A 22,961-nucleotide genomic window follows, 5' to 3' on the forward strand; every position below is an offset into this window, starting at 1 on the left:
ACTACTGGTAATCAACTACCTCCATTATCAAAGATTCGATCAAACAACTGCTTTGCGGCATTTGTGGCCGAAGCTCCGGCCGACGTGCCAAGGGCACCAGCTGCGGCTCCCGGGCCACAACCAATTCCACCAACAACGGCTCCTCCCATACATCCTGCAACTGCACCGCCCACTGCTCCGCCGACATCGGCTCTGACCATTGACCTTCCATTAAACCACTGGATTTCATCAAAAAAATCGGCGTTGAGAGACTTGTGATATTCAGCGTAGTCGCTTCCGACCAGAGCCTTGACCCACTCCTCATAATGCTGCTCCCAATACTCAGCCGATTCAATACCAACAGAAGTAGCCGCATAGATGACATATCGCTGCTCAGGATCCAGCTTCTGAACCGCATCACTTGAATTAATGCGTTCAAGGGCACTGATCATCTCCTCCCCGTTTTCAGAGGTTTCAATGATTCGGTCCACTTCCTCCAAAATATCCCACTGCTGTTCAGTGAGATTTTCAACTGCCGAGGCACTCAGCCGATCCATTACATGTCCCGCTTTGTTTACATTACCAAGATGGTCATCCGACTGTGCATTGATCAATTCTCCTGCAACTATTTTACGAATATCACCTTTGTCCATATTGTGCATTAACTCCTTTGAAGCAATGCTGTTGGTAAGTGACTCCTCCATAAAGCGAATTGCGGAAGACCGGTCTTCAAAAGGTTCCGTATTTCCTTGCAGGTCAGCAAGCACATCCGCCATAACCTCGTTGTGTAACATCCCGACCACCCGATACTGCTCAAGGGTCTCATCCGGTTTCTGGATAACTCCCTTGTCGCCCATATCATGTGTACAATATGTCACAAAAAAGAAAGACAGAAGTAATATTGCTGTCATTGCGATCGATTTATTTCTGTTGTTTTTCATAATCCGACACCCATGATTTATAGTTATAATTTATCAACTTAGGCTCCTCAGACCTCAGTTATGATTCGGTACTCTTGAGAGTCCAATGCCGGTGGATCCTTACACTTTTTTTCGAAAAAAAAAGACATGGCCGAAACCCGGTATCTGTCCGCGAATCCGGGCTTATCGCCGTTTCCTGCCGTATGAGATACCGATGCCTTTAGACGATCGCCGCAAAAAAACAGTCAGTGTATTCAAGAGGTGTGCAAGTCCTTTCAGACTAAAGGCGCAGGACCCGGCGCATGACGGCTCATCCTATTCCGGAAACTCTATTCAGCCCGGTCCAATTCGCAGGGAAGCGCCATATAACCCATGAAATAGCTCCTTTTTCATGGGGATGCCATGGAGTTGCTATGGAGATATCAGAACGAAGATCAGAAACCAGGCCGGTCACAATCCAAAAATTGTCACGTCCCAGGCAGACAAAATATGGGTGCGAGTCACGTTATACGGACATGGATCACACAAACCGGCCGATCCTGCAACCCTATTTCGTCAGCGAAATGCCTTTTTTAAACAGATCGCGCCGCTCTTTGGAAATACCGATCACAATGGCGGGAACCACGAAAAGGGTCAACAGCGTCGCAAAAGCGAGTCCGCCGATCACCGACTTGGCAAGCGGACTCCAGGTCTCGGCCCCCACGCCCAGCTCAAGGGCCAGCGGAATCATGGAGAAGATGGTGGTCATGGCGGTGAGCAGAATCGGACGCATTCTGCGCTTGCATGCCTGGAGGAAGGCGATCAGATAGGCGCGGTCAGGAATCAGGCTCTGATCCGAAACCGGTCCCGATCCGCTGCCGGCCAGTTTTCTGCCGGTGCTTTGATGGATATAGTCAACCAGTACGATCCCGTTGTTCACGACAATACCCACCAGAATCACGATACCGATATAAGCCGGCACACTCAGCGGGGTTCCGGTGACAAAAAGAAACACCAGCGATCCGAAGAAGGCCAGAGGTACGGTGAACATGATGATAAACGGGTCGCGGAAGTTTTCAAACAGGGACGCCATCACCATATAGGTGAGCAGCAGAGCGAAGATAAACGCGATACCCATTTCGCGGGCACTGTCGTCCTGGAAGCGCGACCTGCCGCTAAAATCATATCGATACCCGTCCGGAAGAACGATTTCGTTGGTGATGATATCGTCCACCACACTGCGGTACCGGTCGTGCTCTACATTGATCATGATGCTCATGTCGAGTACCAGCTCCCGGTCACGGCGCGACAGCCGCTGCATGCTCTCCCTCAATTCGAAACTGCCCAGCGCGGTAATCGGCACACGCGCGTCATCCAGCTGAAGCAGCTCCAGGGCAAACATATCCTCCCGGTTTTCAAAACGGTCCCGGACATTGCGGATCTCAATAGGGATTTCCCGCCCCTGCTCCAGGTAGTATCCGCCGCGACTGCCACGCGCCTGGGTGCCAAACGCGCTTGCCACCTGCATGGTACGCACATCCAGCCGGGCAATCCGCTCGCGGTCCGGGTGGAATTCAAACTCCGGACCGGGCCGCGATCTCGGATTGGAGACCGACATCACCTCCGGCTCCCGAATCAGGCGTTCTTCAATCCGGTAGGACAGTTCTCGAAGTCTTTCCATATCAGGGCCGTACAGCGTTACCTGGAGCCCGCGGGGACCCCATCGGCCGCCTCGCATGCCGCCCGGCCCCGATCCCGCGACCGATATGTCCAGCTCTACACCGGGGTCCTCAAACCGATCGGTCACCTCGGCGATAACATCATCGGTGGTTTTTCTTCGCTCGCGCTGATCCACCAGCAACACCTTGATCTCCCCGATATTGCTTTGTGTGGACCATCGCTGCCGCCCGATACTTGTTATGACGGTTCGTACTTCGGGCATTTCCAGCAGATCGTCGGAATAATTGCGGAGCAGTTCTGCGGTGGATGTCAATTGGGTGCCGGCCGGCAGATCAACACGCATATCGAATTCGCCCGTATCGCTTTCCGGGAAAAACTCACCGGGGATGGTCCGGAACAGGAACAGCGAGCCTCCGATCACCAGAAGCACAAACATGGCCACCACGTACTTCCGCCGCAGGATCCAGAACAGGATTTTTCCATAGTTTTTTTCGACCAGGTGGATGAGTTTGAACATCCCCTTGCGCCGTGTGAACTGCTCGGGCCGTAACACCAGAGATGCCAGCACCGGTATGAGAATGATTGCAGCCAGGAAAGAGCTGGTGATGGCGATTGATATTGTCAGTGCCAGATCGCGGGTGATGGTTCCGGTGACTCCGGTAACCCCGAGAATCGGAACAAAAACGGCCAGAGTGGTTAGTGTGGAGCCTAGCAACGCTCCGGCCACTTCATTGGTGCCCTCCAGGGCGGCGCGGAATCGATTCTGCCCCTGGACCAGTCGGTTGGCAATACTTTCGGTGACCACAATGGAGTTGTCCACAAGCAGCCCGATTGCCAGCGCCAATCCCGTTATGGAGATGATGTTCAGGGTGATGCCCACCGCATACATGGCGGCGAACGTGGCGGTAATTGAAACAGGAATGCTCATCGCAACTACCAGGGCCACACGCCATCCGCCCATAAACAACAGCAGAATAAAAATTACTACGGTAAGCGCAATGACAGCCGATTGTGCCAGGTTGTTGATGGATTCCTCGATGAAATCTCCTTCGTTGCTAAGCACCTGCATGGTAACACTGGCGGGCAGCACTTCACCCATACCCTGCATTTCATCAATAACCGCATGGGCCACATCGAGAGTGTTAGCATCGGACTGTTTCTGTATCTGTACCGTTACGCTGTTTTTGCCGTTGACCTCCTCGATTGAGTTGATGTCCGCGAAGGTGTTTTCCACCCGGGCAACATCGGAAACGCGGATGAGCGCACCGTCATCGCCGTTCCTGACAATCGTCTGCGAGATCTCCTCCAGCGACCGGAACATCGATTCGGCCCGGATGCTGTAACTGACGCGGTCGGCGACCAGGTTACCGATCGGCTGGTTGACATTATTGTCCTGGATGGCGGATACGACATCAGACGGCACCACCCGGTGGCGGCTCATGGCGGCGGGATCGAGACTGACAAAAAAGCTGCGTTCGAGTCCGCCTTGCGTTTCGGCCGACGCGACTCCGCGCAATCGTTCAAATCTCGGCTCAATCAACTCGGCCGACAGCTGCCGCAATTCATCGAGACCCAATACCGGCGATTCCACGCTGATTTGGATGATCGGGGCGCTTTCCGGATCGAACTGAAAGATCACCGGCTCATTGGCCTCGGTAGGCAGCTGAGGCCGCACCCGGTCCATGGCCTCCCGCAACTTCATCTCCGTGTACTGGACATCGGCACCGGGCTTCAGGCTCAGAATCAGAAACGCTCCGCCGCGCCGCACATTCGACTCCAGCTGGTCGATGCCCTCCACCCCCATAATGGCGCCTTCGATGGGCTCTACAACGAGCCGTGACATATCGTCGGGCGCCACGTTGGCGTAGTTCACCGAAACCGCGAGCACGGGGATGTTGAACTGCGGCATCAGCGTGATTTTCAGATTCGCCAGCGAAAACAGGCCGAACCCCACCACGAGCAGCGACATCATGAAGACCGTGACCGGCCGCTTCAGTATTCGTTCTGTGATAGTAATCTTTTTCATCGGTCTGTCGGGTGGTACCGGGCGCCCTCAATGGCGATTCCGGCTACTTATCGGGTTTGGTATCGTTGGTCGGTTGACCTCGGTGCGCGGTTTACCGGTAATGCTGACGCCGGCTCCGCATGCTGATGCTGTTGTTGGTCAAGCGTGTTGATGCTGTCATATGTTCCGCGTGTTCAGGCTGCTGTCGGATCCGGATTTCAATCGTTGTTTGGTTTTCGGTGTGATGGCTTTTCGGTTTCATCCTTCCTGCACGAGCGGATCTTCCTTGCGCAAACCGGTGAAGCCGGCTTTTTCGGCCATACGGTTAACGAGATTGTACATGCACGGTACTGCAAAAAGCATGAGCAGGGTCGACATGGCCAGCCCGCCGATCACGGTTCGTGCCATCGGGCTCCAGGTTTCCGACCCGGCGCCAAGCTGCAGCGCCAGCGGGGTCATGGCCAGAATCGTGGTGAGGGCGGTCATCAGAATCGGGCGAAGCCTGCGCGAGGCACCGTTAACGATCGCCTGATGCCGCTCCTGACCGCGAGCCTGCAGGATTTTGATATAGTCGATCATAACAATGCCGTTGTTGACCACGATGCCGGTAAGCAGAACCAATCCGACCATGGCGGTTACACTTACCGGAGTGCCGGTGGCCCAGAGCATGAGCAGCACGCCGGTGAGGGCCAGGGGGATGGTGACGATAATAATCAGCGGTTCAAGCAGACTTTCGAACTGGGACGCCATCACCATGTAGGTCAGTACACCCGCCACAATGAAAGCGATCATGAGGTAGAAAAACGAACGCTGCTGATCTTCGGCGGCGCCCCCCACTTCATAGCGGTACCCTTCGGGCCATTGCAGGGTGTTGAGTGCGTCGCGCGTGCGCTGCGTGGCGGTTTGCAGATCAATGCCGCCCAGGTCGGCGTTGACTTCAACCATGCGTTCCTGGTTGATGCGGTGGATGCTGGCCGGACCGGTTACGCGCTCGATGCGGGCGAGGTTCTTCAGGGGCATCCAGTCGCCCTGCGGGGTGCGGATCTGGATCTCATCCACCATGCCGGAATGTGCACGGTCGAACGGGTCAAGCTGCACCAGTACTTCAAACTCAATGCCCTGATCCACAAATGTGGTGGCGAGGTTGCCGCGAACCGCGTCACTCACGGCGCTGGTCACCTGAGCGGTAGTCATACCAACGCGCGCAATCCGTTCTCGGTCCATGATGAGGCGCAGTTCGGGTCGCCCCTGGTCAGCGGTGCTGAACAGGCCGGTGATACCTTCGATGCCGCGCATCCGCTGCATGGCTGCGTATGCCAGGTCTTCGCGAACCTCCGGGTCGAATCCGTATATTTGAACAATCAGGCCGGTTTCACCATCCGGACTGAGCGGATCTTCCCGCAACTCCCGGATGTTGGCGGCGGGTACTTCCATCAGGGCCTCCAGCAGCGAAGCGGTGATTTGGAACTGGCTGCGCGACCGATCCTGAACCGGAACCAGTTCAATACGCACCACTCCCTGATTACCGCCGGGGTTGTCGGCCCCTTCGATGCCGATTTTGTCGCCATAGTCCGAAACCACAAGCCGGGTTTCGGGTACTTCACGGGCGATGACCTCCTCAACCTGACGAATGGTTCGCTCAAGCTCGAACAGGTTGACACCCGGTTCACGCTGGACCTCAAGCACGATCCTGTTTTCATCGACTTCCGGAAAAAATTCACCGCCAAGCTGGTAAAAAATCGGGAGCGATATCAACAGGAGAAGGAAGGCGAACAGCACTGTTAGTCCGCTGCGGTGAAGAACGTTGTCGATGGTCTGGCGGTAGCCGTTCTCGACCCTGTCGAATCCTCGCCCAAGTGCCGGAGCCACATTTTGGGCAAAAAACGTACCTATCAGATGGAACAGCCATGCCAGTGCGCGGTACACCGGATACACCGGCAGGAACACCAGAAAAACCGGAATGCTGAGAATGCGGGTGGTGATGGACCTTCGGCGCCACTCCAGCAGACGCCGGAGCGCGGACGGATTGCGATCTGCGCCGGAGATCTGTTGCGTACCAGGGGAAGTCTGCTTGTCGGTGGATGATTCGCGCTCAGAGCCGGCGTCCGATTCCGAAGCTTCCGCCTCTTTCCGCCGCTGCTCCCATCCGAAAAAACGGGAAGCCATAACGGGGATGAGGGTCAGTGCCACCAGCACCGAAACAATCAGCGCGAACGAAACGGTAAGGGCCAGATCACGGAACAGCAGACCGGCGATGCCCGGCACAAAAAGGACCGGGAGAAAAACAACGAGGGTGGTCAGCGTGGACATCACCACCGGACCGGATACTTCCCTGGCTCCCTGCATCGCCGCATCCCTGCCGCTCTCCCCATCCTCGCGGAACCGGAAGATGTTCTCCAGTACCACCACGGCGTTGTCCACAACAAGGCCGACGGCCAGGGTGAGTCCCGACAGCGAAATGATATTCATGCTCACATCCGCCCAGTGCATAATGCTGAAGGTCGCGATGATCGACACGGGGATGGAGATGGCCACAATGAGCGATGAGCGGCCGCTGCGCAGAAAAAGCAGCAGCATCAGCATTACCAGGAACACGGCCTGCAGGCCGGTCAGAATCAGGTTGCGGATGGACATCTCGATGAAATCGGCCTGGTTGGTGAGCACATCCAGCTGAACGCCGGATGGCAGGATGGCGCGAAGGTCATCCAGGGAGCCCATCACTCCGCCGGCCGCCATCACCACATTGCTGTCGCTTTGGCGGTACACATTGAGGATGACACCGTCGTTGCCCTGAACACGCACGTTGCCGATAGGCTGGGCGATGCCGTCTTCCACCCGGGCGACATCCCTCAGGTACACGGGGTTGCCCTCGTTGGTGCCGACGATGGCACTGCGGATCTGGTCGATATTCCGGAAATCTCCAACCGTTCTGAGCGAGTAAGTGGTTTCGCCCTCTTCGAGCTGGCCGGCCGGTACCTGGATATTCTCGTCGCGCAGTGTTGCTGCGATATCGGAGATACTGAGGTTGTAGGCACGCATATCGGCATTGCGCAACCGAATGTTGATCTGCCGCTCGTAACCGCCAGCGGTGGCGGCGGAGGCGACACCACTGATCCGCTCAATGCGCTGTTCCAGCTGCTGGGTGGCGATGGTGCGCAACTCCCTGGGGCTGCGGGTCTGACTGGTGAGGGTGAGCACCACCACCGGCTCGTCGTTGGGGTCGTAGGAAAAAACAACGGGCTGTTCGGCATCCCGGGGAAGTGTTCGGCGGATCATATCGAGCTGCTTGCGCACCTCGGTTTCAGCAAAAAACAGATCGGTGCCCCAGTCGAAGTTGAGGCGAACGACCGATGCTCCCTGGCTGGACTGCGACCGTACCCGCTGGATGCCCGAAACACTGCCGACGGTCTCTTCGATGGGCCGGGTAATGAGGGTTTCGATATCTTCCGGAGCGACCCCTTCGTAGGTGGTGTAGACGGTCACGGTCGGGAACGAGACATCCGGGTAGAGATTCAAGCGCAGATTCATCAGCCCGAAAATCCCGAATCCGATAAGTATCAGGCTTGCCATCAGAAAGGTGACAGGCCGGTTGACTGCAAGTCTGGATAAATTCTTCATAAATTAGCGGTTGCTGCGCCCTTGGCCGCGTCCCTGTCCCTGGCCCGGTTGTTGTCGATCTGCTTCCAGCTGTTGTCCGTCCCCGGCTCCGGGCCGGTCACGGCCGACGACTCGTACCGGTTGCCCGTCCATCAGGTTACGCTGACCGGTAATAATGAGTTGTTCTCCCGCTTCAAGGCCCGACAACACTTCGACCCGCTCGCCCTGCTCGAGTCCGATTTCCAGTTCCCGCTGCTGCGCGACCGTGTCCCCAGCCACAACAAACGCGTTGTAGGTACGCCGGATTTCGACGGTATTTGTTTCCGGCTCGATGTAGGTATCGATCTGTTCCAGCATGGCGGATCGCGGGATCACGACGGCATCCTCGTGGGTGATAAGGGTGATGCGCGCTTCCACCAGCGCTCCCTGCCTGATAGAGCGGGTTACGTTGGTCAGGCTCACCACCACCTCACCCAGACCGCTATTGGGATTGAGTTGTGGACTGATACGGGACACAACGCCCTCGGCGGCAAGTTCTTCACGGTTGGACAAGCTCAGAGCCACCGGCAGTCCGATACTCAGATCTTCCCAATCCTGCATCGGCAGGAACAGACGTGTTTCGTAGCCGACCAAATTGGCCACTTCAAATGCCGCTTCGCCGGTGCGGGCCAGATCGCCCTCGGCGATCATACGTTGCAGGACAACCCCATCCACCGGTGAACGAATTTCGGTATTTTCCAGGTCCTCTCGGCTTTGTGTGAGGGCGGCCCGGGCCGATTCCAGCTGAGCCCGGCTGCTTTCGAATGCGCTTCGGGCGTCCTCAAATTCGCTGGAACTGCTGGCTCCACGTTCATAGAGCTGCTGCTGCCTGACGAAGGCGGAACTGTCCCGCTCAAAGGCCGACCGGCTCTGCCTGAGTTGCGCCCGGGCCTGTTCAAGGGCATCCCGGTAAGGCACATCATAAATTTTGGCAAGGACTTCTCCGCTCGAAACCGAGTCACCAAGATCGGCGTGAATACGGGTAACGCGGTTGCTCACCTGGGGAATGATGGATATCACATCCTGTGCCCTGATGGTGCCGAAAGAGCGCACCTGGTCGGAGATGGAAGAGGTGGTGACGGATTCGGCCTCGACGCTTACGGCCTGGCCGCGGGGTTGGCCCCATCCTCCCGGTCCTGAACCGGGACCCTGGGGACCGCCATTATCGGAGCCACAAGCTGCCATCAAGGCAACGAAAAGAAACAGGAAAAAACGGTGTAATAATTGCAAGGTCAATGAATTGGTCTATATTTGTTATGGTAAGAACGGAAGCGGTAAAAAATCATTATTTCATCACCTGCACGGCAGAGCAGGCTCTGGCGAAAAACACTTTCTGGCAATTAGACGTTCGTGCGCCGCTAAAGTTTGCGGGTTCAATTGATTGCCGATTTAGCACAATATTGATTCAATGTGGCCTGTCACATCTGCCGCATTGGTACAACATAGCCTCAATCCTCCCTCTGATGGTTATATGCGTGCCTTCATCCCGCCCGGCAGTCTCTGTCCGGAGTCAATCCATATAGGGATAACGCCATTCCCGCGGCGGATCAAACGTTTCCTTGATCGAGCGTGCGGAGAGCCAGCGCAGCATATTTTGCCGACTACCGGCCTTGTCGTTGGTGCCGGACCTGCGGGCACCGCCGAACGGCTGCTGATCGACCACCGCCGCCGTCGGCTTGTCGTTGATGTAGAAGTTGCCGGCGGCATCACGCAGGGCATCGGCCATCTTCTTGAGGACATAGCGATTCTTGGCGAAAATCGCACCGGTCAGACCGTATGGCGAAGTTTCATTGCAGAGCTTGAGGGTCTCCTCGAAGCTGTCGTCCTTATAGACAAAGATCGTAAGAACCGGTCCGAATATCTCCTCCTCCATCGTCTTAAACCGGGGATTGGTGGTGAGGATGACCGTCGGTTCCACGAAATAACCGGTAGAATCGTCGTAACCGCCTCCGGCGATGATTTCGGCATCTTCCGCTTCCCTGGCGAAATCAATATAGCCGGTGATGCTGTCGAACGCTTTCTTATCGATAACAGCGCCCATAAATGTTGAAAAATCCTGTACGTCGCCGGTCTTTATCGCGGCCACTTCCTTGAGGAAGGATTCGCGGAACCCGGGCCAGAACGACTCCGGCACATACATGCGGGATGCCGCCGAGCATTTTTGTCCCTGGTATTCAAAGGCACCTCTGAGAGCGGCGACCGTTACCTCTTCCACCGAGGCCGAGTTATGGACGAAGATAAAATCCTTGCCTCCGGTCTCCCCGACAATACGCGGGTAAGAGTGATATTTGTCGATATTATCCGCGATACTTTTCCAAAGGTGGTTGAACGTGCCTTCGGATCCGGTGAACTGCAGTCCGGCAAAATGCGGACTCCGGATGACCGGGTTGCCGACATTCGGGCCCGAACCCGGCAGGAAATTGATCACCCCGTCGGGGAGTCCCGCTTCCTGCAGCAGACGCATCACATAATAATTGGAATAGATGGAGCTGGTTGCGGGTTTCCAGAGCACCACGTTTCCACACATGGCCATGGAAGTCGGCAGGTTCACTCCGATGGCCGTAAAGTTGAATGGCGTTACGGCAAAGAGAAAACCCTCCAGCGGACGGTACTCTACCTTGTTCCACATCCCTTCGGGCGAACTGGGCTGATCGGCCATCACGCTGGTGAGATAGTAGGCGTTGAACCGGAAGAAATCCGCCAGCTCCCCTACCGCTTCGATTTCCGACTGTTGCGGGGTTTTCGACTGACCCAGCATGGTAGCGGCGTTAATGGTGTAGCGCCAGGTGCCGGTCAGCAGATCGGCTGCCTTCAGAAAAACCGCAACACGCTCTTCCCAGGGGGTAGCCGCCCATACCGAACGGGCATCAAGCGCCGCCTCAATGGCTCTTTCCACCTCTTTCTCTCCGGCCTTGTGAAGCGTTCCGAGTTTGTGGCCGTGGTTGTGCGGCATCACTACGGGGCTGGTATCGCCTGTGCGGACTTCCTCCCCGCCGATGATCAGGGGAATATCCACTTCCTGTGACGATAAACGCTTGATCGCCGCTTTCAACCCCTCCCGCTCCGGAGTTCCCGGGGCATAAGAGTTATAGGGTTCATTCCTGGGTACGGGTACATTGAAATGGGCCTGAGTCATGCCTGCTCCTGTTTGTTTATTCAAATTGTGTGATACAGTATACTATTCAAGCGCTTTTTCCGCGCAGTGAGTTCCATGGTGAGCCGACAAAATAAGGCATAGCGCGTTTAAGAATCCAGCAAATCCACAGATCCTTTGCAATTTCGGTTCGATTTCAATAAAAACAGTGCGTAATCAAAATCTACCGGTTGCCATTTCTCCGTTTCCTGACTGTCATTATCTCATTTCCCAGACATCTTTTTTTCTTTTTAGATCGGATTTCCACCCAAATCTTGAGATAACCATAATTTAATACACAAGCAAAAGCCCTTCCAACTCTGGTTTCATACATTTTTTTAAACTTTTTTTCTGAAAGCGATTCGACCGAATTTTAGCTCCCAGAAAAGCGCTATCACATTTGATAACGATAAAATAATAGTGTGAAGCACCCCATTTTAATTCCTGGAAAAGCCCTTTCACAACCGACACTTTTCCTGGTGAAATCCTTTTATATGGAACAGGAGAAACGTTTTTATCAAAAAATTAGTTATCTTTGTAACAGATCGAGAGAAAGAGTTTCTCTCTTGTTCCAGAAATTTGAGTCATTACAAAAAACAAAAACAAATAAGACACAAATCATGAAACATCGCATTATACACAAAGCGACCGAATACCTAACAAACAAAAAAAACAGACCTATGAGAAATCCACTTAAAAACACCCCGACCATTATCTTTGCAGCGCTGGTACCCATTGTCATTGGAGCGGCTCTGCTGATCTTCAACAGTACTCCGGCAACCTATGAGAAAGCGGATGTCAAAACTGCTGTATGGGTGCTGGACATTAACGATGCTGTTCTTGGTACCGATTCACTCGGCACACTTACGGCCAATCTCTATGAGGAAACCAGAGGCGAACGCCGGACGGAAGTGCTTAATCCAATCATCAACGATATCGAGCGTCTGCTTGGCAACACCAACCGGGAGACTCCCGCACTGTTGGCCGATCTGCTCAGAGACCTCTCTGTAGAACACCCGTCAGAAGAAATCCGCCGCAACGCCTACATAGCCATGGTTGTCGCTCTTGACAGCGAAATCATGGACTACGACGCCCCCTTTCAATCCCGAAGCGAATTCGTTTTCAACTGATCGTGGTGGCGTTTATTCATCATATCACCACTTTTTTCCAATCTGGTTACGCCGAATCATCGTTCGGATGTAACCGCCGCCCATCCTGTGGCCCGGAGACGGCCTGAGTAAAAACATACCCCACTGACCCGCGCGGTCACCTGTCCTATTTGTCTCCACTCTCAACAGCATTGATACTTCACAGCCGGTTTGCACCTTCGCATTATTCAAGCGACCGTCCCCGTGATACGTTGCGCACTAAACTGACTGACAATCCAGCCGGTTGACGTTTTCTGGTTATCAGCACGGTATCGCCATGTCGTCCTTGTGATGTCCCGCCAAATCCAGCCGGCAACCGATAATCGGTCTGATCCTGCCTTCGATTTGCCGTATTGTCCATTACGCGTGAAGAAATGCACTTTTATGCCCTGAACAGTCGGATTGATCCTGCCATCGATTTGCCGCCTTGATCCGGACATTGCTCTGCACACCAGTTATTTGTCAGATCCGCAGCCAAACGTTATTTTTTGACAGGGCACTGCGACAGAATAGTGTCCGTGCATGAGTCGACCCTGGTCGCGACAGCCGGCGTTCCAATCCATCCCAAATCCTGCGAATATGTCTTTTCAAAAAAAGAATGTCATCGTAACCGGGGCAGCCAACGGCATCGGTCGTGTCATTGCCCGAACATTCGCTGAAAAGGGCGCTTTTGTCGCCCTGGCCGATATCGACGACGGTGCCGGCAAGGCACTGGAACATGCCATTCGGGAGGATGGGTTTGGTGCGCGATTTTTTCATGCGGACGTCTCTGATCCCGGCTCGGTTGAAAAGCTGATCAAGCATACAACCGCCGCATGCGGATCCATTGACATCCTCATCAACAATGCCGGCGTTTCGGAGTTTACCCCTTTTTATAATTTGACGACCGATGAATGGGACCGTATCCTCAATACGAATCTGCGTGGAGCCTTCCTGTGCGCGCGGGAATCAGCGAGGGTCATGTGTGAGAACGGCGGCGGGTCCATTGTCAACATCGCATCCACCCGTGCACTCATGTCGGAGCCGGGATCTGAAGCCTATGCCGCTTCCAAGGGCGGATTGCTGGCACTCACGCACGCGCTGGCCCTGTCACTGGCCGATGACCGGATCACGGTCAATGCCGTTAGTCCGGGCTGGATCCACACCGGCGACTACACCTCCCTGCGTGATATCGACCATCAGCAGCATCCCTCCCGCCGCGTGGGCCGGCCGGCAGACATTGCCCGCGCCTGCCTGTTCCTCTGCGATCCCGAAAACAATTTCATCACCGGAGAAAACCTGGTGATCGACGGCGGCATGACACGGAAAATGATTTATGAGCATTGATGAAATGCTTGCAGATTCGAAGCCGGCCATATAGCCATCCGCCATTACGATGTTGTTATGCAGATCCGGAACCTATAACGACATTTCGATGCCGGCCCTCATCCAGCGGCCCGGTTGCGGGACGTTCGGAATATCCATGTAACTGGTATCCAGCACATTGGATGCTTCCATGAACAGCCTGGCCTCCCCAATTCGGTAAAAAAGGTTCAGATCTACGGTCCAGAATGAATCAAACGGCCGGGTGCCGGTAAACTCGCCCTCTTCATAATGCAAATACTCCCCGGCCCGGTCCTGCCAGGTTACGGTGGAAAGCACGCCGCCGTTACGGGCTACCGGCAGCAGCAGAGAGATATCCACCTTGTGCGTCAGGTGATCCAGCACATAATTGGAGATAAACTCACCGCTCTGCTTATCGGCATGCATATAGGTGTATTGCAGCGACAGGTAACTGTGGACAGAATAAACTGCAGACGGCGAATGGCTGGTGGTTGTTTCCGGAGGGCTGGAATCGCCGGATGCATTAGCCAAATACTGATTCCGGGGAGCTGTGGATGCATTTTGACTGCCGGCTCCGGATGTCTGAGAGCGACGCGCAATTGCCGCGGCCGTCCGGCGGGATCCGAGCGGAATGCGGATGCCGGCTTCAAAACCGGTGATATTCACGCTGGTCAGGTTCTCACTGCGCCAAAGCTTGTCATCCGGGCGTCGGATCCAGTCAATCATGTTGGTCCCTCGGCGGTGAAAAACGGCGGCATCTGTCTCCACACCGTTCCAGGAGCTTTTCAGGCCGGTTTCGACGGTAATGGCCTCTTCCGGTTCAAGATCGGGATTACCCAGGTTATCCGGTCCGCTATAAAACAGATCGGTGAATGTCGGGAGCCGAAGCGTGCGGTTGGCGCTCAGATACCAGCGTAAATGCTCGTGTAGCCGCAAGCCGAGATCCGCCCCGGGGAAAAGGGTCACCGGCACATCCAGGTCGGAATTGGAATAAATGAGGGTCCCGGCGGAAAAGGAGAACGGACCGGTGGCATAACTTTGCTCGAGCATCAGGCTGAGTCCGCTGCGATGGTAGGCGTGGGTGAACCAGGCATCGTCATAACCGGAAACCCGGCGGGGCGCGGACATCGGTTCACCAAGGACATTGCTGTAGATATGCTCATAACGGTAATCGAGGCCGACCGAGCTGGCGCCGAACCGGCTGCTGTAGACCCAGTTGAGTGAAGCCCCCAGAATATCGGTCTGATGGTAGTTATGACCGCCGTACCAGTCGGGCGACTCATGGCGAAACAACTCAAACCGGTCGTGATGCCGCCGCCAGTAGACAGCCGGCGCAAGGCGCACGGAACCCTCGGGAAGCCAGCGCAGGGAGGCAAATACCGAACGGGTATGCTCAAACTGATCCGGAAAGCGGGGGGTATAAAAACTATTGGCGCCAAATGCTTTTTCATTATATCCCGCCTGAAGGTCCAGGCGCCCGGAATTGAACCCCAGCTGTGACCGGTAAAACAGGTTGCCGGTGCGGAAGTCGGTATTCTCGGTAAATCCGTCGCTGGTCATGCCATGAATGGACAGATGGTGATTTACCGGTCCGGTTTGTGCCCCTCCGGAGATGCCGGCGGACCCGAACCGGTGCTGCCCTCCTGACAGTGAAGCATGGATTTGTGACGCACCCGGTTCTTTTGTGATAATGTTGATGGCCCCGTTAAACGCATTCGGACCGAAGATTCTGGCTCCGGGTCCGTGCAGGATTTCCACACGTTCGATACTCTGCAGATCCACCGGTACATTCAGGTTATGGTGCCCGGTTTGCGGATCCGTGACATTTACGCCATTGAGCAGCACCAGGGTCTGGTCGAACGTACCGCCGCGGATGCTGACATCCGATTGCATGCCATAGGTCCCCCGATGGCGGATATCGACACTGCGCACCCCTGACAGGAGTCCGGCAAGGTCATGGACAGGGGCATCGCTGATCTGCCGGCGGTCCATTACCCGCACCGATCGCCGCATCTCGGAATACCTGACCGGAACACGCTGGGCGCTGATAACAACCTCGTCCAGGTCAACGGCTATGATCGAATCCGGCGAGATTACCAGATAGGGCTGATCACGGTCTGATAAACGGGGTCGTTCGATATGACCTGTTTCAGCGGATAATGCGGATTCTCCAAAAGAACTGGCCGGCTCGGGAGGATCAATAGTCGATGCGGGTTTTTGATGGGCGGGATCAGCACCTGCCGAAAGGCTTGTCGCGGCCCGGGTCACATACGGCGAAAAAAACAAACATAAAACGAATATCGCAGGCGCCCATCGTCGCCCGGTGGTTCGGTAAGAAAGCATATAGCAGGTAGTTACAGTCCGGTTTCATTTGTCGGTGCACTTCGTCACCGGTCCATCTGCTTGAAAATACACACCTCACCCTTAAAACACACGGACGAATGAAGTTGCGCTTGATGAACTCATTGCCATATTGCCTGGAGTTAACTGAAATGGTAATATGATATGGAACGCTGGCTTCAGGTAGCATGCCAGAAAGCAATACCAATCCACCAAATCACCACTTCACAGGAGGGAAATCTATGCAGGTATATCTGGGTGACAAACTGCCCGATGTGGCAAAGAAACAACTCGCGGGCCTGGGATGCGATGTGATCGACCGGCCGGATAGTGGCAAGGCAGACCTGGACCGTGGAATTGGCGATGCGGTTGTACTGGTCGTGCGATCTACGGTCGTATCCAGCGAGTGCATCCGAAACAGTCCGGCACTGACACTCATCATCCGGGCCGGAGCGGGAGTCAACAATATTGATCAGGACGCCGCCAGCAAGGCGGGTATTTTTGTATCCAACTGCCCGGGGCAAAACGCCATTGCCGTGGCGGAACTGGCACTTGGACTCATGCTGTCGCTTGACCGAAGACTCCCGGAAAACGTCGCCGAGTTCCGAAACGGAAACTGGAAAAAGTCGGAGTTCAGCAAGGCCGACGGCCTGTACGGGAAGAAGCTGGGGATCATCGGAACGGGACAAATTGGCAGAGAAGTGATTGCGCGTGCCGGGGCTTTCGGCATGCCGGTCATCGCCTGGTCGCGCTCCCTTACCGCAGAGAAAGCCGAAGCGCTGGATGTGACCTTCGCCGACAGTCCGGGAGCTGTTGCCGCAGAATGTGACATCCTGAGCGTGCACCTGGCTCTCAGCGACGAAACGCGCGGACTGATTTCTGCGGATATACTCGCAAGCCTGAAACAGGGAGCTCTCTTCATAAACACTTCCAGGGCTGAAGTTGTGGACGGCGAAGCCCTGTACCGCGAGCTGGAATCTGGTCGAATTCGCGCCGGCCTGGACGTATTTGATGAAGAGCCGGAACAAAAAAGCGGACCGTTCAGCAGCCGGTTGCAGAAGCTGGAGAATGTCTATGTAACCCATCACATCGGAGCAAGCACGCAACAGGCGCAAATTGCGGTGGCCATGGATGCCGTGGAAACCGTTCGTGTATACGTACAGGAAGGACGGGTCCGCAACTGGCTGAATAAAAGCGGCCGGAACAAGACTCCGTGCAAGCTGGTTGTGAGGCATTTCGACAAGCCGGGTGTGCTGGCCAATGTGATGAGTGAGCTCAAAGCGGTGGGCATCAATGCCCAGGAACTGGAGAACGTCATCTTCAAAGGCAAGGAAACCGCCTGTTGTACGATCCAGCTCAATAATCATCCCCCGGAAGAAACCCTTACGGCTATTCGAGGCCGAAAGGATGAAGTCATAAGCGCGCTTCTTCTGTCGAACTGACCTGCTTTCGAGCAACTGCTCACCATATTCGTCAGACGCAATCCAACTCCAAAAGGCTCACTTCTTGCTCTTGCGAGCCCAGGTATCACGCAGCGTTGCGGTGCGGTTGAAGACCTGCTTTTCCGGTGTGGAGTTTTTGTCGGGATAGTAATAGCCCTTTCTCATAAACTGAAAATAGGGCATTTCGGGTGATACAGTTACGCTGGGGTCGCTTCCCACGCTTCCGTCACCGACCTGGCTTGCATCCCTGGAGCTGTGCACGTCATCCGCTCCATGACCGGAAGCGTCCTTGCGTGCGTTGCCGCTGCCCGAATTTATATGGTCATCGGCTGACTCCGCAGCTGTGGTGTCCGGACTATCCGCTGAATTCGAATTACCGACGCCCCAAACAGGCGTATCATCCGCCAGCACCGGTTCGGCATACGCCGAGGAGATGACATTCAGGCTGTCGGGATTTACGAAATCGGTAAACTCCCCTCCCGTCCGGGCAGCTTCCTCCACCGGATTCTCCACGGTAAACAGGCGGTCGTACTCCCTGATTTCGATGCGATGTGCATGGGGGATGCTCACCCAGTGCAGGGTTCCCTTTGCTTTAATGCCGGAGGTATCGCTGCCGCTTTTACTGTCCGGATGATACCGGCAGTGAACTTCGGTCAGGTTCCCCTCATCATCCTTCACAAAATCATCACATGTGATGATATACGCGCTCTTCAGGCGGACACTGCGGCCTGGTCCGAGGCGGAAAAACTTCTTCGGCGGGTCCTCCATGAAGTCATCCCGCTCGATGTAAAGCTCTCTTCCGAACGGAATTTTCCGGAAACCGGCGGATTCATCCTCCGGATTATTCTCGCTTTCAAGCTCCTCGAACTCCCCTTCCTGCCAGTTGGTGATCACCAGTTTCACGGGGTCGAACACCACCATGCGTCTCAGGGAAATTTTGTTCAGATGTTCCCGGGCGCAGAACTCCAAAAGCGACAGGTCAATCAGGTTATCCCTTTTGGCCACACCGATTCGGGTGCAAAAGTCACGAATCGCCTCCGGAGTAAAACCACGTCGGCGCAGGCCGGATATGGTCGGCATGCGGGGATCGTCCCACCCTTCCACAACACCCATTTCGACCAGTTTCAGCAGGCGGCGCTTGCTCATGATGGTATAGGACATGTTGAGGCGCGCAAACTCATACTGCCGGGAGGGGAAAAGATCCAGTTTATCAATAAACCAGTCGTACAGTTCCCGGTGCGGCATAAACTCAAGAGTACAAATGGAATGGGTGATCTTTTCGATGGCGTCACTTTGCCCGTGGGTCATATCGTAGGTAGGATAGACACACCACTTGTCGCCGGTTCGGTGATGGGCGGCGTACTTGATACGGTAGATAACTGGGTCCCGCATAAGCATATTGGGCGAGGCCATATCGATTTTTGCGCGGAGGGTACGGGAGCCCTCATCAAACTCACCGGCCCGCATCCGCCGGAACAGGTCCTCGTTTTCCTCCGGTGACCTGTCGCGGTACGGACTGTCTGTTCCCGGACGCGTGGGTGTTCCCTTGGCGGCGGCGATCTCCTCGGATGTAGAGTCATCGACATAGGCGAGCCCCATGCGGATGAGTCTTACCGCAAACTCATAAAGTTGCTCAAAATAGTCACTGGCATACAACTCCCGAGCCCACTTATACCCCAGCCACTGCACATCGTACTTGATACTGTCAACATACTCGACTTCCTCGGTAGCAGGGTTGGTATCATCGAAACGCAGGTTGGTCTCCCCCCCATACTTTTGTGCCAGCCCAAAATTCACGGATATGGACTTGGCATGGCCGATGTGCAGGTACCCGTTGGGTTCCGGCGGAAAACGGGTGAGGATGGTACTGTGTTTGCCTTCCTTCAGATCCTTTTCAATAATTTCTTCGAGGAAGTTCTTGGATACGCGCTCTTCTGCTGTGTTTTCTGACATGTAACTTGAGAGATTGGGGTTGGAGATGAGGTTGGAGCTGCAGATTGGAATTTGACGAGATTGGAGATTGGAGATTGGGGGTTGGACGGTGTTGGGGCTTGAGATGGAGGTAGAGGTGGAGGTGGAGCTGAATTGGGGTTGCAGGTTGAGGCTTTAGATTGGAATTGGAAACTTTGCGAGGTTGGGAGTTGGGATTGGACTGGGTTGGAGTTTGTGTTGGGACTGGGGTTACAGGTTGAAGCTTCAGATTGTAATTGGAGACTGTGCGAGGTTGGGAGTTGGGATTGGACTGGGTTGGAGGTAGGTGGATACTGAAGGATGCTGAAGGATGCTGATTCAAATCATGCCCAATATAGCCAAAAATGCAGAAAACCGAACGCCCCGGATCGCAATACAAGTCAAAGGAGATTCCATGTAACGCGGGTGGTGGCAATGCCTCGAAACTCATGAGGAATCGGTGGTTGATTAGCAAGATACTGCACCATTTGGATTATCATAATCCTGCAAAATAGCGATAATAGAGATGTTTTTGGGTATCCAGGAACACAAGACCCGTTTTAATAGCAAATCCGGATCATGAAAAGGACGAATGTTTAAACGTCCTCGAAAGGTAATCGACTTTTAATCACCAAAAGAGGTTTTCACCGAACTCGTTGCGTAAGAAACTTGAGACCGTCAAGCTTTCACCGAATTGGTTGCGTAAGAAACTTGAGACTGCCTTCTTCTCTCCTTGCCATGCGGATCTTTGATAGCACCGAAAAAAGGAAAAAGCAGGTGCAAATGTAAAATGAAGAAGCCGCTTGCCATAATCTTCCCAATCTATTATTCTGGAAAAAATACATTTGGCGCCGGTGAGTGCGGTCAATACGGAGGGGGGCAGGAATTCCAATACCTGCTGATGGGCAATGAGAGCAGAGAGACCCTTTTGCAAACGTGACTCACAAGGCGGAGCTTTGTCCGCGACCGGCACTTACTCGCACATCTCATACAATCCGGATATGTCCAAAGCATGGCAGGAAGTGATTCAGGATTCCCAATCAAGACGAAGACAAGCTAATTCAGCTTAGACCAATCCTTTCCCTTCCAATCCAGGGTGCAATGAAGCTTTTCAGAGCATGACGGCTACGGCTCGATATAAAAAACACCGGCGAAATTGTGCTACATGCCAGCCGGTTTGATGGGAAATATCAGCCGGTCACACCCCTTGTTTTCCTAAGAGTGAAATGAGATATCTTTACTTTGAGGTGATCTGACTGCAGGCCTTCATGGTTTTTCTTGGGCTTGGTCGTTAAGAAAAACCATACGCAGGCCAGGTCACCTGGCGGTCTCAAGTTTCCAACGCAACATTTCCAACAAACGGAGATCTTGCGCTTAGCATATCAATCCATGGACTCAAACATCAAGCGGACTCCTGACGGCAAGTCCGGAAGTCTTCAACACATGGGTATAGATCATGGTCGTTGCCACATCATTATGTCCCAGAAGCTCCTGGACGGTCCGGATATCGTAACCTGCTTGAAGCAAATGAGTGGCAAACGAATGTCGGAGAGTATGCGACGAGACCTTTTTCGAGATACCGGCAAGCCGTACAGCCTGCCTGAGTTCCCTGTGAAGTGTCTCTCTGGATATATGAAACCGCGAATGGTTACCGGTCTGCGGATCACGTCCGATGGTTTGTGATGGAAACAAGAACTGCCATCCTGGTTCCGTCGCTGCATTGGGATACTTTTTTGCCAGTGCATGGGGTAGCGAGACGGCACCAAAACCGCGACGCAGATCCCTCTCATGAATTTTTCCAACTCTGACAATTTGCTTCTTGATTCCCTCCAGCAAAGATTCAGGCAAAACGGTTGTTCTGTCTTTCTTACCTTTCCCATCACGAACCATGATTTGTTTGTATTCCGTATCGATATCCTTGATACGCAATCGAATGCACTCCGATATCCGCATCCCGGTTCCATACATCAGCTTGAGGGGTAACTCCGCCTTGCCCTGAATCAGATCCAAAACCCTACGCACTTCCTTTGCACTGAGAACCACCGGCAGCCGGCTTACCTTCTTTGACCACTCCACTTCATCAACATAAAAATCCGTTTCATCCATTACCTGGCGATACAAAAACAGTATGGCACACAATGCCTGGTTCTGCGTTGATGGAGATACATTTCTGCGATTCACCAAATACGTTAGAAACTCCTTTACCTTATCCTCGTTCAGCCTGGCAGGATGGATTTTCTTGTGAAACAGGATGAATTCTCTGACCCATTTCACATAATTCTTTTCCGTGCTGTAGCTATACCCTTTTATCCGGATCCTGTCACGCAACTGGCGAATGATTCCGGTTTTCACTGCGGGGTCGGCATCAGCAGTTAAATGATCATCTTGCGTTGGAATCTTTGTTCTTTCACTCTTTGGAGCACAATCTGGCTTGCCGGGTTGAGCAAGTCTGGTGTTTTGTCCCTCCTTGCCGGGTCGCTCATTACTATTAAGATGTTCATGATGGTCGGCTCGATACTTTCTATCCGGAGCCTTATGAATGCTAGAAGGATTTTGTCTTCCTGAACGTGACTGGCTGTCGGAACGACTCTCGATACCGGACAACTTCCGCTTGTTGGAATCATTTCGATTCTGGCAACTCCCGGTATCATCAATCCGGCCACGGATATCACGCTCATTGTGATTTGCTGAGTGTTTTCCATGATCAGACTTCCTGCTCGAAAAATTGCGCACTGGCTTTTCAGACAAATTCCAAGGATTTGATGCTTGCTGTTTCCCGTCCTGCCTGTGCTCCTTATCTCGCCCAGAGCTACCGGGACGATTTTGTCTTCCTGAACATGACTGGCTGTCGATGCTGACTGATTCAATAAAATGTATACAATTGGCCGACGTCCCATGCTCTGATGCAATACTCGAGGACCGAAGAATTGGAGGTGAGACTACAAAACCCACCGCTGATTCATTGGAAGATCGTCTAACCATTCTTTGCATTTCACCACCATGTGTTCCAGCTCTACTTAGTTGGTAAGAGTCGGATATTGAAAAACCAATGTGATGATTAGTTCCAAAAGTTGAAAATGAGGGAAACATACCGAAACGGTCATTAGATTCGCAAGAATTCAAATGCCTGGCAATACAGGGAATATCATCAACCCAGTAAATTCGATGTTCAGGTATCTTGTTCATACACTCTCTTAAATATGATAAGAAGCAGCCTGCACTCCTCATTTTTGACTTAAGACACCTGACAATTAATTTCCTTACACCAATTTATGCTGATTATTGCATACTTAATCGACTTTCCCATTAGCCTGAGGTTTCACATAGGCAGTTATTCTTTGTTGGAGTCACGAATATAATACCGGTACATTATCCCATAGCACCACATTATTCTGCATTAATAAATAGTTATAGTGCGCCGGCGGC

11 protein-coding genes are annotated in these 22,961 nt (G+C 53.7%); 3 read left to right on the forward strand and 8 right to left on the reverse strand.

All coding sequences use genetic code 11. The features are described 5' to 3' along the window. Positions 1–11: 11 nt before the first annotated feature. The 5 genes from QA596_10140 to pruA all read right to left on the reverse strand — a co-directional run bounded on the left by QA596_10140 (position 12) and on the right by pruA (position 11,335). Entirely contained in the window at positions 12–920 is a 909-nt protein-coding gene (locus QA596_10140; protein MDG5767826.1) for a hypothetical protein, read from the reverse strand. A gap of 526 nt (positions 921–1,446) precedes the next feature. Next, positions 1,447–4,584 (reverse strand): efflux RND transporter permease subunit, encoded by a 3,138-nt coding sequence (locus QA596_10145; protein MDG5767827.1) that lies wholly within the window; start codon positions 4,582–4,584, stop codon positions 1,447–1,449. Between the two features lie 237 nt (positions 4,585–4,821). Then, positions 4,822–8,181, reverse strand: coding sequence for an efflux RND transporter permease subunit (locus tag QA596_10150; GenBank protein MDG5767828.1), 3,360 nt, complete (start codon positions 8,179–8,181; stop codon positions 4,822–4,824). Between the two features lie 3 nt (positions 8,182–8,184). Next, on the reverse strand, positions 8,185–9,384 hold the full coding sequence (locus QA596_10155) for an efflux RND transporter periplasmic adaptor subunit (protein ID MDG5767829.1): 1,200 nt from the start codon (positions 9,382–9,384) through the stop codon (positions 8,185–8,187). Positions 9,385–9,709: 325 nt separating this feature from the next. Next, entirely contained in the window at positions 9,710–11,335 is a 1,626-nt protein-coding gene (gene pruA / locus QA596_10160) for an L-glutamate gamma-semialdehyde dehydrogenase (protein MDG5767830.1), read from the reverse strand. Between the two features lie 677 nt (positions 11,336–12,012). Here pruA and QA596_10165 point away from each other — a divergent pair. Both QA596_10165 and QA596_10170 read left to right on the forward strand, forming a co-directional pair. Then, complete coding sequence (locus tag QA596_10165) at positions 12,013–12,462, forward strand: hypothetical protein (GenBank protein MDG5767831.1); 450 nt, start codon at positions 12,013–12,015, stop codon at positions 12,460–12,462. Between the two features lie 597 nt (positions 12,463–13,059). Then, positions 13,060–13,806, forward strand: a complete 747-nt coding sequence (locus QA596_10170) for an SDR family oxidoreductase (GenBank protein ID MDG5767832.1) — start codon at positions 13,060–13,062, stop codon at positions 13,804–13,806. Between the two features lie 72 nt (positions 13,807–13,878). Here QA596_10170 and QA596_10175 read toward each other — a convergent pair whose 3' ends face one another. Further along, positions 13,879–16,089 (reverse strand): TonB-dependent receptor, encoded by a 2,211-nt coding sequence (locus tag QA596_10175; GenBank protein MDG5767833.1) that lies wholly within the window; start codon positions 16,087–16,089, stop codon positions 13,879–13,881. A 296-nt stretch (positions 16,090–16,385) separates the two neighbouring features. Between QA596_10175 and QA596_10180 the strand changes: the two genes are divergently transcribed. After that, positions 16,386–17,585: an NAD(P)-dependent oxidoreductase gene (locus tag QA596_10180; protein MDG5767834.1), complete on the forward strand. Its 1,200-nt coding sequence runs from the start codon at positions 16,386–16,388 to the stop codon at positions 17,583–17,585. A 57-nt stretch (positions 17,586–17,642) separates the two neighbouring features. Here QA596_10180 and QA596_10185 read toward each other — a convergent pair whose 3' ends face one another. Next, positions 17,643–19,538, reverse strand: a complete 1,896-nt coding sequence (locus QA596_10185) for a glutamine--tRNA ligase/YqeY domain fusion protein (protein ID MDG5767835.1) — start codon at positions 19,536–19,538, stop codon at positions 17,643–17,645. Positions 19,539–20,930: 1,392 nt separating this feature from the next. Beyond that, complete coding sequence (locus QA596_10190) at positions 20,931–22,721, reverse strand: integron integrase (protein ID MDG5767836.1); 1,791 nt, start codon at positions 22,719–22,721, stop codon at positions 20,931–20,933. Between the last annotated feature and the right edge of the window lie 240 nt (positions 22,722–22,961).

Source organism: Balneolales bacterium ANBcel1 (assembly GCA_029688905.1).
Taxonomy (GTDB): Bacteria; Bacteroidota; Rhodothermia; order Balneolales; family Natronogracilivirgulaceae; genus SLLW01.

What these genes read in the sequence shown, in the direction of transcription:
- QA596_10140 (MDG5767826.1), bottom strand. Translation starts at nt 920, where the DNA reads ATGAAAAACAACAGAAATAAATCGATCGCAATGACAGCAATATTACTT.
- QA596_10145 (MDG5767827.1), bottom strand. Translation starts at nt 4,584, where the DNA reads ATGAAAAAGATTACTATCACAGAACGAATACTGAAGCGGCCGGTCACG.
- QA596_10150 (MDG5767828.1), bottom strand. Translation starts at nt 8,181, where the DNA reads ATGAAGAATTTATCCAGACTTGCAGTCAACCGGCCTGTCACCTTTCTG.
- QA596_10155 (MDG5767829.1), bottom strand. Translation starts at nt 9,384, where the DNA reads ATGGCAGCTTGTGGCTCCGATAATGGCGGTCCCCAGGGTCCCGGTTCA.
- pruA (MDG5767830.1), bottom strand. Translation starts at nt 11,335, where the DNA reads ATGACTCAGGCCCATTTCAATGTACCCGTACCCAGGAATGAACCCTAT.
- QA596_10165 (MDG5767831.1), top strand. Translation starts at nt 12,013, where the DNA reads ATGAGAAATCCACTTAAAAACACCCCGACCATTATCTTTGCAGCGCTG.
- QA596_10170 (MDG5767832.1), top strand. Translation starts at nt 13,060, where the DNA reads ATGTCTTTTCAAAAAAAGAATGTCATCGTAACCGGGGCAGCCAACGGC.
- QA596_10180 (MDG5767834.1), top strand. Translation starts at nt 16,386, where the DNA reads ATGCAGGTATATCTGGGTGACAAACTGCCCGATGTGGCAAAGAAACAA.
- QA596_10185 (MDG5767835.1), bottom strand. Translation starts at nt 19,538, where the DNA reads ATGTCAGAAAACACAGCAGAAGAGCGCGTATCCAAGAACTTCCTCGAA.
- QA596_10190 (MDG5767836.1), bottom strand. Translation starts at nt 22,721, where the DNA reads ATGAACAAGATACCTGAACATCGAATTTACTGGGTTGATGATATTCCC.